Source organism: Salipiger marinus (assembly GCF_900100085.1).
GTDB lineage: Bacteria > Pseudomonadota > Alphaproteobacteria > Rhodobacterales > Rhodobacteraceae > Salipiger > Salipiger marinus.
Window position 1 is genome coordinate 16,976 of sequence record NZ_FNEJ01000016.1, and the last position, 12,996, is coordinate 29,971.

A 12,996-nucleotide genomic window follows, 5' to 3' on the forward strand; every position below is an offset into this window, starting at 1 on the left:
AGCAGCTTGGAAGGGGCTTGTGTCAGCTCGTTTTGGTCATCAAGATCACCGGTCAGGGCGGCAACAAGGGCGCCGCCGAAGTGGCAAATGCGGATCCCGACGGCTGCACGATGCTGTTCCAGCACGAGGCCATTCTGGCAAGCTATCTGACCGGGCGCGTCAATTTTTCATGGGACGGGTTCAGCCCGGTCGCCATGACGAATGTCGAACCCGCCATCTTCGCCGCCTCGCCGAATGCGCCGTTTTCCGATCTGGACGGCCTCATCTCCTATGCCAAGGACAACCCGGGCGAGGTGCTGGCCGCCGCCAGCATCGCCTCGAACACCCATTTCATCCTGCTGCAGTTTCAGGACTCGCTGGACATCAGCTTCAACATCATCGGCTATGAAGGCGGCAGGGAACGGGTGACGGCGCTGCTGTCGGACACGGTCCAGCTTGGGCAGGTCGGCGAATCCGATGGGCGGCAGTATTTCCCAGACCAGCTGAAGGCGCTGGCCATCTTCTCGGACAAGCGGTCCGACACCCTGCCGGATGTGCCCACGGCCATGGAACAGGGGCATGACATCGAGATCAGCATGGCGCGCGGCGTGCTTCTGCCCGGGGGCGCCTCCGACGATCTGGTGGTGCTTTATGCGGAGCGCTTCGAAAAGGCGCTGCAGGATCCGGCGGCCATCGAGTCCCTGACGAAGATGGGCAGCTCCATCCGCTTTGTCGGCGGTCAGGATTACGCGGACTGGTGGGCCGATCAGGCGGCGCAATGGGAAAAAGTGGCGCGCGACATCGGCATCTACATGGTGAACTGAGCCCGCGACCGGATGGCCCTGACGGGCCATCCAGCCCTTCAATCCTGGTGATGACATGAGCAAACGACTATCCGGCATCCTGCTGGCGGCGGGGCTCTTGGGCCTTGCGGCCCTGATGTTCCTGCAGACCTTCAAGGTGCCGGATTCCGGCGCCCGCCCCGGCATAAGCCCAGGATCTTTCGCAGCAAAACCCGCGATCCGGCTCTGGCGCGGCAGCTGTCTGCCCGCGCCGGACCTCAGAAAATCTCAATATCCGAGGCGGTGACCTGCGCGTTCTGCTCGAAGGTGGCGACCAGAAGCTGGGCGTCGCCGCCCGCGCCGTCGCCATCGAACCAGAGCTGTCCCGACGCACGGTCGAAGATGAAGCGGTCATCGCCATCCTGCGCCCGGGTTCCGGCGACGAACAGATCCGCCTCCAGCAGCCCCGCCGCCAGCCCGCCAAACAGCGCGCCCTTCATCTTCAGAAGATCGCCCTCATTGGCCTCGTTGGTGTTGAAGTCGATGATGCGGTCGACATTGTCCCGCCCCGGCGCGCGGTCGAAGACGAAGGTGTCGGCTCCCGCCTGCCCGCGCAGCGTGTCGCGGCCCTCGCGCCCGGCGATCAGGTTGTCATAGGGATTGCCGATGATCAGGTTGTCGAGCCCGTTGCCGATGCCGTTGATCGTCAGCGGATCACCCGCCTTGGTCAGGACCGTCTGCAGATAAAGCCGCTCCACATGCGCGGGCAGCGCATAGGAGAAGAACGCCTTCACCGTATCCGCCCCCCCGCGGCCCGGCCCCTCGATCACCGTGTCGCCGGGGGTGCGCACCAGATAGGTGTCATTGCCCGCCCCGCCGATCAGCGTGTCGATATTGGGCCCGCCATCCAGAATATTGTCCTGATCATTGCCGCGGATTTCGTTGCGCAGCCCGTTGCCAGCCCCCAGCACGGCCTCGCCGGTAAGGAAGAGGTTTTCGATATGCTGGCGGCCCATGCGGAAATCGACCGAAGAGATCACCGTGTCGGTGCCACCCCATTTGCGGCTTTCCAGCACCAGATCGCCCAGATCGTCCACATGGAACAGATCGCCCCCCGGCCCGCCGATCATCTTGTCGGCGCCCGCGCCGCCATCGATCGTGTCATGGCCATACCAGCCGTTCAGCGTGTCATCGGCGCTGCCCCCGGTCAGCATGTCGCCGCCGCGGCTGCCCATCAGATCCTGCGGGCGGTCGGGCTGCGGTTCGGGATCGGGCGGGGTGCCGTCATCCAGCAGCAGCACGCCATCGGTGGCGGCAAAGTTCTGCGTCGCCATCACCGACAGCAGCGTGGCGCCGGAGGAATAGGTGAATTCGCCCAGCTCGATGCCGATGCCGATCACCTCATATTCGGGGCGAAGAATGTTGGCGCGGTGGCCGGGGCTGTTCATCAGGCTGACATGCAGATCCTCGACATCGTCGAAATAGCCTTCGGCGCCGCGCGCCGACTGCACCGCCAGATTTTCCCCCGACCGCCAGCTGCCGGAAAAATCGAAGCCCGCCGCGCGCATGCGGTCGGTGGCGCTGCTGGCGTCGCTGTCGCCGGGCAGCACCCGCCCGGAATGGCTGAAGATGTCACTGTCGAGCATCCAGTCGGAATGGATCTCTGCCGAGGCGTTCAGATGCTGTTCAAGCCGCAGGGCCTGCAGCCCCAGCGCCGCGCGTTCGGCATTGATGAGGTCGAGCATGTGACGCTCGAGATCGCTGGCGATGGACATATAGGTCTCCGTCAAGGCCATGATCCCCGCCGGGGCGGAGCTTTCTAGAAAAAAAGCACATCCCCCGGACCGAGGTCCACCCCCGCATTCAGCACGAAGGTCAGCTGCGCGGGTTTCGGCCCGGTGCCGTCGGGATCGACCCAAACTCCGCCGGTGGCGGCGTCATACAGCAACCGGTCCCCGGCATCGGCAGCGCTGCGGCCTTCGTGAAACATGGCCCGGCTGACCCCGCCCGGTGCCAGCCCGAACAGCTGCGCCTTGATCCAGAGCGCATCCTCGCCGGGGGTGAAATCCAGCACCCGGTCCACATTGTCCGGCCCCGGCGCGCGGTCGAAGATGAAGGTATCGGCCCCGCCCTGCCCGCGCAGGATGTCGCGCCCGCCGCGCCCGGCGATGACATTGTCATAAGGCGTGCCGACGATGGTGTTGGCCAGATCGTTGCCGATGCCGTTGATGGAAACCGGGGTGCCCGCAGCCGTGCGCACCGTCTGCAGATGGAGATCTTCCACATGCGCGGGCAGGGCATAGGAGCGGAAGGCCTTGATGGTGTCGTGCCCTTCGCCCGGGGCCTCGATCACCGTGTCGCCGGGGGAGCGCACCAGATAGGTGTCATGGCCCGCGCCCCCCACCAGCGTGTCGCTGTTCTTGCCGCCATCGAGAAGGTTGGCGCCCGCATTGCCGGTGATGCGGTTGGCAAGCCCGTTGCCGATGCCGCGCAGCGGCGCGGTGCCGGTCAGGGTCAGATCCTCCAGATGCGCGCCGCCCATCCAGAAATCCACCGAGGCCAGCACATGGTCCTGCCCCTGCCAGCGCGGGCTTTCCAGCACCCGGTCGCCAAGATTGTCGACGACATAGACATCCGAACCCGGCCCTCCCATCAGCAGGTCGGCGCCCGGCCCGCCATCCAGCCAGTCATTGCCCGACAGCCCGGTCAGCGTGTCGCTGCCGCCGCCGCCCGACAGGACGTCGCGCGCCATACCGCCGGTCAGCCGGTCGGCGCGGTCGGTACCGCTGGACTCTTCGGACGCGGCCAGCACCTGCGCGAACCAGCCCGGCATCAGCCGGTCCGCCTCCAGCAGATCCATGGCGCGGATCCGTGCCACCGGCAGGCCGGTGGCGGTGGCAGTGGTGAGGCGCAGCACCTCCCGGCCAAAGGCGATCTCGGCGCCATCCTCGGTCTCGCGCAGGGTCAGCTGGTCGGGATTGCGCAGGAAGGCCCAGCCCGACAGGTCGAGCCGGTCGATCCCCGGCTGGAAATCCGTGATCACATCCGGGGCGCCATCGGCGGTCAGCACGAAGATATCCGCCCCCGTCCCCCCGGTCAGCGTGTCGGATCCGGCCCCGTCCATCACGATGTCATTGCCCGCACCGCCAAGGATCCGTTCGGCCCCGGCGCCGCCCGCCAGCAGGTCATCGCCGCTGCTGCCCGCAAGCGGCGCCTCGGTCCCGGTCCCCTGCCGCAACAGCCCCGCAGGCAGGTCGGCGGCAAAGACGGTGATCCCCGGCTCCGATCCGGGGGTGACCGCCAGCCGCAGCACCCCGTCCGGCCCCACCGCCAGATCCATGGCAGAGATGCTGGCCAGCGTGCTGCCTTCGCCATCCTCCAGCGTGCCCATATGCAGCAGCCGCCCGTCGGGCAAAAGCTCGAACAGGCTGAGCCCATGTTCGGATCCGGCGGCGGCCAGCCAAACCCGGCCATGATGTTCTGCCACCTCCAGCAGGCGCACGCCCCCCAGCCGCATGTCGGGCGCGTCCATCACGTGATCGGTGGCGGTCAGCCGCCCGCCCGACCCGGCGCGGAAGACCGAGAGCGTGCCGCTGCCCTGCCCTGCCACCACCACATGGGCCACCCCGCCCGACAGGGTGCTGACCACCGCCGCAGCCCCCGCGATGCCCGGGCCGCTGTCCATGTCGAAGCGCTGCAGCAGCGCCGGGCGGCCCGCCTCGTCCAGCCGGTAGACCCCCAGCGCTGCGGCGCCATCGGCGCTGGCCACAAGGTAATCCGTGCTGCCATGGCGGTAGCTGGCAAGCCCGGTGATGCGCCCGCCCTCCCCAGCCAGATCCGCCGGGGTGCGGGCCATCTGCACCAGCGCGCCGGTCTGCGACAGCTGCCATGTCAGGATGCGGTCCTGCCCCTGCGGCGTGCCGAAGACGAGGCTGCGCGTGCCCTGATCCAGCTGCAGCACCTGCGCCAGATCGGCGGGCAGCGCCCGGGTGCCGGGGCTCGCGCCACTGCCGGAAAAGGCGCCGCCCTCACCCGTCGCAAAGCTCCAGAGCCCGGCGCGGTTCACCCCGGTCGCGGCCAGATGCGGCGCGGCGCCGCCCATGTCCAGCAGCAGCAGCCGGGTGTCCTGCCCCACGGCCACGCCACCGGGAAAGCCCGCCGCATCAAACCGCTGCGGGCTGCCCGCCCCGTCAAGCCGCCAGCCCGCCAGCCCCGCGCCGCCGCCGCGCGTGGCGGTGTAGATCACCACCTGCCCCCCCGCCGTGGCCAGTTCCAGATCGCTGACCCCGCGCAGGAAAGGATCCCCCGCCCCCGCGACCCGCATCCCCCGGTTCCAGTCCAGCTGCACCATGACACATCCCCGCCCAAGACCCCCGCCTGCGGAGATGCCCGCGCGGCGCGGCGGCAAGCGGGGACAGGATGTGGCAGGATCGCGGAGTTCGTGCCGGGTTTGACTCAAAGCCTGCCGATCCGGCAGCGCGGGGGCAAAACCTTTCGCATGCGAAAGATCCGGGCGTGCTGCAGCGGCACAGGCGTTGCGATCCTGTCATGGCCGCGCCTATAGAAAGCGGTGGGATCCCGGCTGCATCGCCGCAGTTCCGGGGCAGGGAACAACACGAGGGACAGAGCGGGTCATGGCACCAAAATTCGGAACAAGCGGGCTGCGCGGGCTGGTGACGGAGCTGACGCCCGCGCTGGTCGAGGATCACGTGCGGGCCTTTCTGGCGGCCTGCGACACTGGCGGCGCGATCTGTCTGGGCTGGGATCTGCGGCCCTCGTCGCCGCGCATCGCGCAGGATGTGATCCGCGCCGCCGCCAGCATGGATGTGGCGGTGATCGATTGCGGCGCCGTGCCGACCCCGGCACTGGCGCTGGCGGCGCAGGCGCGCGGCGCGGGGGCCGTGATGATCACCGGCAGCCATATCCCCGCCGACCGCAACGGGCTGAAATTCTACGTGCGCTCGGGCGAGATCACCAAGGAGGACGAGGCGGCGATCACTGCAGCGCTTGGCACCACGCCGCGCACCGACACCGCCCCCGAGACCCAGGCCGATCCGGATTGCGGCGCGCGCTTTGTCGCCCGCTATCTGCAGGCCTGCGGGACGGGCGCGCTCCGCGGACGCCGCATCGGGCTTTACAGCCATTCCGCCGTGGGCCGCGACCTGATGGCCGAGATCCTGACCGGGCTCGGCGCCGAGGTGGTGGATCTGGGCCGCTCCGACATCTTCATCCCCGTGGACACCGAGGCGGTGGATCCGGAGGTGCGGGCGCAGATCGCGGACTGGGTGGCGGAGCACCGGCTGGATGCGCTGGTCTCTACCGATGGCGACAGCGACCGGCCGCTTCTGGCGGATGAAACCGGCGCCATCGTGCCCGGCGACATCATGGGCCAGATCACCGCCGCGGCGCTGGGGGCAGAGACCGTGGTGACGCCGATCTCCTCCAACAGCGGGGTGACGGCCAAGGGCTTTGCTGCAGTGCAGCGTACCCGCATCGGCTCGCCCTTCGTGATCGCCGCCATGGAAGCGGCAGGCGGCAAGGTGGTGGGCTATGAGGCCAATGGCGGCTTTCTGCTGGGGTTCGAGGCCGAGGGGCCCAAGGGATCCTTCGCCCCGCTGCGCACCCGCGACTGCGTGCTGCCGCTGGTGATGGCGCTGATCGCCGCAGGCCCGGGGCCGCTTTCGGCGCGCGTGGCGCAGGAGCCGCCGGTGGTGACGCTGGCCGACCGGCTGCAGGAGGTGTCGCAGGAGGCCTCGCAGCCTTTCGTGGCAGCCTTGGCCAGCGATCTAGAGGCGCGCGCGACCTTTCTGGCGGCACTGGGCGGCAGCGAAGCGGCGGTGGATCTGACCGACGGGGTGCGGATCACGCTGACGGATGGCCGGGTGGTGCATGTGCGCCCCTCGGGCAATGCCCCGGAACTGCGGCTTTACGTGGAGGCGCAGGACCGCGCCGGGGCGGAGGCGCTGCTGCAGGCGGGGCTGGCCGAGCTGCGCCGCAGGCTCGGCTGACCCTCCCCTCTGCCCCGGTCTGTACGGACCGGGGCAGGGTAGACAGCCTCAGAAAATCTCGATATCCGCTGCGGCCACCTGCGCGTTCTGGTCGAAGATGGCGACCAGAACCTGCGCCATCGGCGGTCAGCATCCCCGGCTCCGACCCCGAGATGACGGCCAGCCGCAGCACCCCGTCCGACCCCACCGCAGATCCATGGCCGCCGCGCCGTTCCGGCGCGGAACACCGCCAGCGTGCCGCTGCCCTGCCCCGCCATTACCACCTACACCTCGCCGTCCAGATCCGCGCTGACCACTGCCGAGGCCCCCGCGATGCCTGGGCCATTGCTCATGTCGAAACGCTGCAGCAGCGCTGGCGTGCAGGGGCTATTGAGGCTCCATGCGGCCACCCACGCGCCGCCGCGCGTGGCGGCATAGATCACCACCTGCCCCCCAGCAGAGGTCAGTTCCAGATCGGTAACCCCGCTGAGGAAGGGAGCGGTGATCCCCGCGATCCCGTCTTCCGGGTCCAGTTCAGCTGCACCACGGCACACCCCTGCCAAGACCTTTCGCTCTTGGGGGATACCACGCCGGGCAGGCCACAATCGGGGACAGGATGTGGCGGGATCTCGGAGTTCGGGCGCGATGTGAGTCACAGCCTGCGCAGCAGACCCAATAAACCTTTCGCATGCGAAAGGTTGCGCAGGGGCCGCGGGGGGGACATGCCGCTTGAAACCCTTGCCCGGGTCATCGACAATCGCGCTTCGGGTGGCGGCCATTGCGGCCCGGATGTGCCTGCCCTTGCCAGAGACCGCTGCCTCTGCTTCACCCGCAGGGACAGGCCGCGACAGGGCAGGGGCCCGGGCCTGCGGTATCGGGCCGGAAAATGTGATGGGGAGACTCCGCCTTGAATGATGCGGCAGAGATCGGGGGCCATGTCCTTGACGGGTTCGTGACCCGGTTCACCGAGGTGGTGGCAAAGGAGGCCGACGCGGTAAAGGCGCTGGCCCTGGCGGATCCGCAGGCCATCGCCGCCGCCTGCCAGCTGATCTTTGACTGCCGCGGGCGGGTGATCTGCAGCGGCATGGGCAAATCCGGCCATATCGCGCGCAAGATCGCCGCCACCCTGTCCTCGACCGGCACTCCTGCGCATTTTGTGCATCCCGGCGAGGCGAGCCATGGCGATCTGGGCATGATCCAGCCCGGCGACGTGCTGCTGGCGCTGTCCAATTCCGGCGAGACGCGGGAGCTGGCCGATGTGCTGACCTATGCCGCGCGCCGCGCCATCCCGATGATCGCCATCACCAAAAGCGCCGACAGCGCGCTGGCCCGTCATGCGGCGGCGGTGCTGCTGCTGCCGGACATGCCAGAGGCCTGTTCGATCCACATGGCGCCCACCACCTCGACCACCTGCAGCCTTGTCATCGGCGATGCGATGGCGGTGGCGGTGATGCAGGCACGCGGGTTCCAGCGCGAGGATTTCCTTGGCTTCCATCCCGGCGGCAAGCTGGGGGCGCAGCTGCTGACGGTGGAGCACCTGATGCACAAGGGTGCTGCGCTGCCGGTGCTGGCGCCTTCGGCCTCGATGGAGGAGGCGATCCTCGAGATGACCTCCAAGGGCTTCGGCATCGCGGCGGTGGTCGAGGACGGGCGGCTGCTGGCCGTGGTCACCGATGGCGACCTGCGGCGCAACATCCGCAACATTCTGGACAAGGCGGTGTCCGAGGTGGTCAATTACACCCCGAAGGTGATCGCCCCGGGGGCCCTTGCCTCGGAAGCCCTTGGCATGATGAATGCGCTTCGCGTCAATGCGCTGTGCGTCGTCGGCGAAAACAACAACCTGGTCGGTCTGATTCATCTGCACGACTGTCTGAGAGCCGAGGTGGCCTGATGCCCGAACCGATCATCCTCATTCCCGCCCGCTATGCCTCGACCCGCTATCCCGGCAAGCCGCTGGTCAGCCTGAAAGGCGCCGATGGCGAAAAGACCCTGATCCAGCGCAGCTGGGAGGTGGCCTGCCGCGTGCTGCCGCGCGACCAGGTCTATGTCTGCACCGATGACGACCGCATCATCGCCGCCGCCGAAGGCTTCGGCGCCCAGACGGTGCTGACCTCGGACCGCTGCCGCAACGGCACCGAACGCTGCGCCGAGGCGGTGCGGAACCTAGGCACCGATGCCGAGATCGTGGTCAACCTTCAGGGCGACGCGCCGCTGACCCCGTCATGGTTCGTCGCCGATCTGATCGAGGCGATGCGCCGCGCCCCCGAGCTCAGCGCCGCCACCCCGGTGCTGCGCTGTGACGCCGCCACGCTGCAATCGCTGAAGAACGACCGCCGCGCCGGCCGTGTCGGCGCCACCACCGCCGTTTTCGGCACGGACTGGAACGCGCTTTACTTCTCCAAGGAAATCATCCCGTTCTGCGACCAGCTTGCCGCCGATGCACCGATCCCGGTGTTTCACCATGTTGGCGTCTATGCCTTCCGCGCCAAGGCGCTGGCTGCCTATCCCGACCTGCCGGTTGGCACGCTGGAACAGCTTGAAGGGCTGGAACAGCTGCGGTTTCTGGAAAACGGTCTGGTGATGAAATGCGTCGAGGTGAATGCCCGCGGCCGGGTGTTCTGGGAGCTGAACAATCCCACCGACGTGCCGCTGATCGAGGCGGAGCTGCAAAAGGAACTTGCATGAAAACGGTGACAGTCAAGGATGTGGCGATCAGCAACGCGGCCCCCCTCGCGCTGATCTGCGGACCTTGTCAGCTGGAGACGCTGGAGCATGCCCGCATGCTTGCGGAGGCCATCGCCGCTGCTGTCGAGGCGGCAGGCACGCGCTTCATCTTCAAGGCCAGCTTCGACAAGGCCAACCGCTCCTCGCTGTCGGGGACGCGCGGCGTGGGCATTGACGAGGGCCTGACCATCCTCTCGAAAATCGGCGCAGAATTCGGCTGCCCGGTTCTGACCGACATCCACGAGATCAGCCAATGCGCCCCCGTGGCGCAGGCGGTGGACATCCTGCAGATCCCCGCCTTTCTGTCGCGCCAGACCGACCTGCTGCTGGCTGCGGGCGAAACCGGCGCCGCGATCAACGTGAAGAAGGGGCAGTTTCTTGCGCCCTGGGACATGAAGAACGTCGCCGACAAGATCGCCTCCACCGGCAACGAGCGCATCCTGCTGTGCGAACGTGGCGCAAGCTTTGGCTACAACATGCTGGTGTCGGACATGCGGTCGCTGCCGATCATGGCGGAAACCGGCTATCCGGTGGTGTTCGACGCCACCCATTCGGTGCAGCTGCCCGGCGGCAAGGGCACGTCCTCGGATGGCCAGAGCCAGTTCGTGCCAGCCCTCGCCCGCGCCGCTGTCGCCGTGGGCAGTGCGGCGGTGTTCATCGAGACGCATGAAGAGCCCGCGCGCTCGCCCTCGGACGGGCCCAACATGGTGCCGCTGCACGAGCTGGGCGCGTTGCTGAAGACCCTGCGCCGGATCGATGACATCACCAAGGAAACCGCCTGACCGCGGGGGGCAGCCAGAAGACCTGCGCCAAGCGGGCCTTCTGGCGAAGGGAGCAGGAGTGACAGATCTTTCGCATGCGAAAGATCCGCTCCCGTTTCAGGTGCGGCCTTCGGCCAGCGCCAGCAGATAGGCGCCATAGCTGTTCTTGGAAAACCGCCGTGCGCGTTCGGTCAGCTGCTCGGCGGAAAGCCAGCCCATCTGGAAGGCGACCTCGTCCGGGCTGCCCACCTGCTGGCCCTGCCGTTCGGTGAGCGTGCGCACAAAATTCCCCGCATCGAGCAGCGAGCCATGCGTGCCGGTATCAAGCCAGGCATAGCCGCGGCCCATGCGTTTGACCGTCAGGGTTCCGTCGAGCAGGTAGCTTTCCAGCAGGCTGGTGATCTCCAGCTCGCCGCGCGGCGAGGGCTGCACCTTGCGGGCGCGGTCCGGGGCGGTTCCGTCGAGGAAATAGAGCCCGGTGACGGCATAGGAGGAGGGCGGCACCTCGGGCTTTTCGATGATGGCGCGGGCATTGCCCGCAAGGTCGAAATCCACCACACCATAGCGTTCGGGATCGGCGACGTGATAGCCAAAGACCGTGCCGCCGGTGTCCTGCGCCCCGGCCTCGGCCAGAAGGTCGGGCAGGCCATGGCCGAAGAAGATGTTGTCGCCCAGCACCATGGCCGAGGCCGCGCCGTCAAGGAAGTCTTCGGCCAGCAGATAGGCCTGCGCCAGACCATCCGGCGAGGGCTGTTCGATATAGGTCAGATCCAGCCCCCACTGGCTGCCATCGCCCAGCGTGCGCTGGAACTGGTCGCGGTCCTGCGGCGTGGTGATCACCGCGATCTCGCGCAGGCCCGCCAGCATCAGCGCGGTCAGCGGGTAATAGATCATCGGCTTGTCATAGACCGGCAGCAGCTGTTTCGACACGCCCTGCGTGATCGGATAGAGCCGCGTGCCGGAGCCGCCTGCCAGAATGATGCCCTTGCGTCGTGTCATCGTCACCAGACTCCTTGTGTAAACCCTTACGCAGCGCCGTCTGCCAAACCTTTCGCATGCGAAAGGTTTGCGCAAGGTCCGGGTGTCATGCGGTGACGCCCAGCCGTTCGCCCACGCCGTGGCGCGACTGCAGCGCCTGCCACCAGGCGGGATTGTCGAGATACCACTGCACCGTGCGACGCAGGCCTTCTTCCACCGTGACCGAAGGCCGCCAGCCCAGTTCCTCGCGGATGCGGGTCGGGTCGATGGCATAGCGCGCGTCATGGCCCGGACGGTCGGTCACGAAGGTGATCTGGTCGGCATAGCTGCCGCTGGCCTTGGGGCGCAGATCGTCGAGGATGGCGCAGAGCGTGCGCACCAGGTCAAGATTGCTGCGCTCGTTCTCGCCGCCGATATTGTAGCTGCGCCCGACCGCGCCCTTCTGCACCACCAGCAGCAGCGCGTCGGCGTGATCCTCCACGTAAAGCCAGTCGCGGATGTTGGAGCCGTCGCCATAGATCGGCAGCGGCTTTCCGGCCAGCGCGTTGAGGATGATGACCGGCACCAGCTTTTCGGGGAAATGATAGGGACCGTAATTGTTGGAGCAGTTGGTCAGCACCACCGGCAGGCCATAGGTCTCGTGCCAGGCGCGGACCAGATGGTCCGATCCGGCCTTCGACGCCGAATAGGGCGAGCGCGGATCGTAAGGCGTGGTCTCGGTGAATTTCACCGCCGGATCGGCGGGCAGCGAGCCGAAGACCTCGTCGGTGGAGATGTGGTGAAAGCGGAAAGCCGCGGGGCGGCCTTCGGCCTGCCAGTAGCTCCGCGCCGCCTCCAGCAGGGTGTAGGTGCCGGTGATGTTGGTGTCGATGAAGGTGCCCGGCCCGTCGATCGACCGGTCGACATGGGATTCCGCCGCCAGATGCAGGATGGCCTCGGGGCGGTGCTGCGCGAGGATGCGGTCAAGCGCCGCGCGGTCGCGGATATCGGCTTGCTCGAAGGCGTAATCGGGGCTGTCGGCCACCGGCGCCACATTGTCGAGACAGGCCGCATAGGTCAGCGCGTCCAGATTGACCACCTGATGGCCGCGCGCGATGGCAAGCCGCACCACCGCCGAACCGATAAACCCGGCGCCGCCGGTCACAAGGATCTTCATGCTGTCAGTCTTTCCATGCGAAAGGGCTGTCAAACCCGGCGATGCCGCCCGCCTCGGCATCCTTGGCGGAAATCACCGGCTCGATCCCCGACAGCGGCCAGTCGATGCCGATCCCGGGGTCGTTCCACAGCAGCGCGCCTTCGGTTTCCGGCGCATAGGTGTCGGAGCATTTGTAGACGATCTCGGTCTCGGGCAGCAGGGTCATGAAGCCATGGGCAAAGCCTGCGGGCACCAGCAGCTGGCGGCCATTTTCGAAGCTCAGCTCATAGCCCACCCATCTGCCATAGGTCGGGCTGCCGCGGCGGATGTCCACCGCCACATCGAAGAGCGCGCCGCGCCCGCAGCGCACCAGCTTGTCCTGCGCGCGGGGCGGCGCCTGAAAATGCAGGCCGCGCACCGTGCCCGGCGTCATCGACAGCGAATGGTTGTCCTGCACGAAATCGATGCTGATGCCGTGATCCGCCAGCGCCTTGCGCGACCAGCTTTCGGAAAAGAAGCCGCGGTGATCGCCAAAGCGTCGGGGGGTAATGAGCCTGACGCCGTCAAGCCCGGTCTCTTCGATCTGCATGGGCGCAAACGCCTTTCAATCCGGATGATGAATGCTGTCCGGCTCTTAGCATCCGGCCCCC

General features: G+C 67.5%; 11 protein-coding genes. 5 read left to right on the forward strand and 6 right to left on the reverse strand.

Annotation, left to right across the window (positions count from 1 at the left end; translation table 11 throughout):
• The first annotated feature begins 17 nt into the window (after positions 1–17).
• Entirely contained in the window at positions 18–803 is a 786-nt protein-coding gene (locus BLR51_RS17315) for a Bug family tripartite tricarboxylate transporter substrate binding protein (protein WP_165616862.1), read from the forward strand.
• Positions 804–1,039: 236 nt separating this feature from the next.
• Here BLR51_RS17315 and BLR51_RS27785 read toward each other — a convergent pair whose 3' ends face one another.
• Together BLR51_RS27785 and BLR51_RS17325 are read right to left on the reverse strand one after the other, a co-directional pair.
• On the reverse strand, positions 1,040–2,551 hold the full coding sequence (locus BLR51_RS27785; protein ID WP_165616863.1) for a CAP domain-containing protein: 1,512 nt from the start codon (positions 2,549–2,551) through the stop codon (positions 1,040–1,042).
• A 29-nt stretch (positions 2,552–2,580) separates the two neighbouring features.
• Positions 2,581–5,112, reverse strand: coding sequence for a calcium-binding protein (locus BLR51_RS17325; RefSeq protein ID WP_089849335.1), 2,532 nt, complete (start codon positions 5,110–5,112; stop codon positions 2,581–2,583).
• Between the two features lie 283 nt (positions 5,113–5,395).
• On the opposite strand from BLR51_RS17325, the gene BLR51_RS17330 reads away from it, so the two are divergent.
• Entirely contained in the window at positions 5,396–6,769 is a 1,374-nt protein-coding gene (locus BLR51_RS17330; protein ID WP_089849337.1) for a phosphomannomutase, read from the forward strand.
• A gap of 263 nt (positions 6,770–7,032) precedes the next feature.
• Here BLR51_RS17330 and BLR51_RS17335 read toward each other — a convergent pair whose 3' ends face one another.
• Positions 7,033–7,311 carry a hypothetical protein gene (locus tag BLR51_RS17335; RefSeq protein WP_089849339.1) on the reverse strand — a complete coding sequence of 93 codons (279 nt, stop codon included), beginning with the start codon at positions 7,309–7,311 and terminating at the stop codon, positions 7,033–7,035.
• Positions 7,312–7,655: 344 nt separating this feature from the next.
• Between BLR51_RS17335 and BLR51_RS17340 the strand changes: the two genes are divergently transcribed.
• From BLR51_RS17340 to kdsA, 3 genes are read left to right on the forward strand one after another with little or no spacing between them, the layout of a single operon-like run.
• Positions 7,656–8,639, forward strand: coding sequence for a KpsF/GutQ family sugar-phosphate isomerase (locus BLR51_RS17340; protein WP_242656767.1), 984 nt, complete (start codon positions 7,656–7,658; stop codon positions 8,637–8,639).
• The gene (locus tag BLR51_RS17345) at positions 8,639–9,433 is read left to right on the forward strand and encodes a 3-deoxy-manno-octulosonate cytidylyltransferase (RefSeq protein ID WP_089849341.1); all 795 of its coding nucleotides are present in this window, start codon (positions 8,639–8,641) and stop codon (positions 9,431–9,433) included. Before BLR51_RS17340 ends, BLR51_RS17345 begins: the two co-directional genes overlap by 1 nt.
• Positions 9,430–10,254, forward strand: coding sequence for a 3-deoxy-8-phosphooctulonate synthase (gene kdsA, locus BLR51_RS17350; RefSeq protein WP_089849344.1), 825 nt, complete (start codon positions 9,430–9,432; stop codon positions 10,252–10,254). The genes BLR51_RS17345 and kdsA overlap by 4 nt, the downstream gene beginning before the upstream one ends.
• 96 nt (positions 10,255–10,350) lie before the next feature.
• Here the strand turns inward: kdsA and rfbA are convergent, their stop codons facing one another.
• From rfbA to rfbC, 3 genes are all read right to left on the reverse strand, one after another.
• Entirely contained in the window at positions 10,351–11,232 is an 882-nt protein-coding gene (gene rfbA / locus BLR51_RS17355) for a glucose-1-phosphate thymidylyltransferase RfbA (RefSeq protein WP_089849346.1), read from the reverse strand.
• An 85-nt stretch (positions 11,233–11,317) separates the two neighbouring features.
• A complete protein-coding gene (rfbB, locus tag BLR51_RS17360) occupies positions 11,318–12,367 on the reverse strand; it encodes a dTDP-glucose 4,6-dehydratase (protein WP_089849348.1) in 1,050 nt (349 codons plus the stop codon).
• 4 nt (positions 12,368–12,371) lie between these two features.
• Complete coding sequence (gene rfbC, locus BLR51_RS17365; RefSeq protein WP_089849349.1) at positions 12,372–12,935, reverse strand: dTDP-4-dehydrorhamnose 3,5-epimerase; 564 nt, start codon at positions 12,933–12,935, stop codon at positions 12,372–12,374.
• Between the last annotated feature and the right edge of the window lie 61 nt (positions 12,936–12,996).

Coding starts and splice junctions, on each gene's coding strand:
- BLR51_RS17330 (WP_089849337.1), top strand. CDS start 5,396: ATGGCACCAAAATTCGGAACAAGCGGGCTGCGCGGGCTGGTGACGGAG.
- kdsA (WP_089849344.1), top strand. CDS start 9,430: ATGAAAACGGTGACAGTCAAGGATGTGGCGATCAGCAACGCGGCCCCC.
- BLR51_RS17325 (WP_089849335.1), bottom strand. CDS start 5,112: ATGGTGCAGCTGGACTGGAACCGGGGGATGCGGGTCGCGGGGGCGGGG.
- rfbA (WP_089849346.1), bottom strand. CDS start 11,232: ATGACACGACGCAAGGGCATCATTCTGGCAGGCGGCTCCGGCACGCGG.
- rfbC (WP_089849349.1), bottom strand. CDS start 12,935: ATGCAGATCGAAGAGACCGGGCTTGACGGCGTCAGGCTCATTACCCCC.
- rfbB (WP_089849348.1), bottom strand. CDS start 12,367: ATGAAGATCCTTGTGACCGGCGGCGCCGGGTTTATCGGTTCGGCGGTG.
- BLR51_RS17345 (WP_089849341.1), top strand. CDS start 8,639: ATGCCCGAACCGATCATCCTCATTCCCGCCCGCTATGCCTCGACCCGC.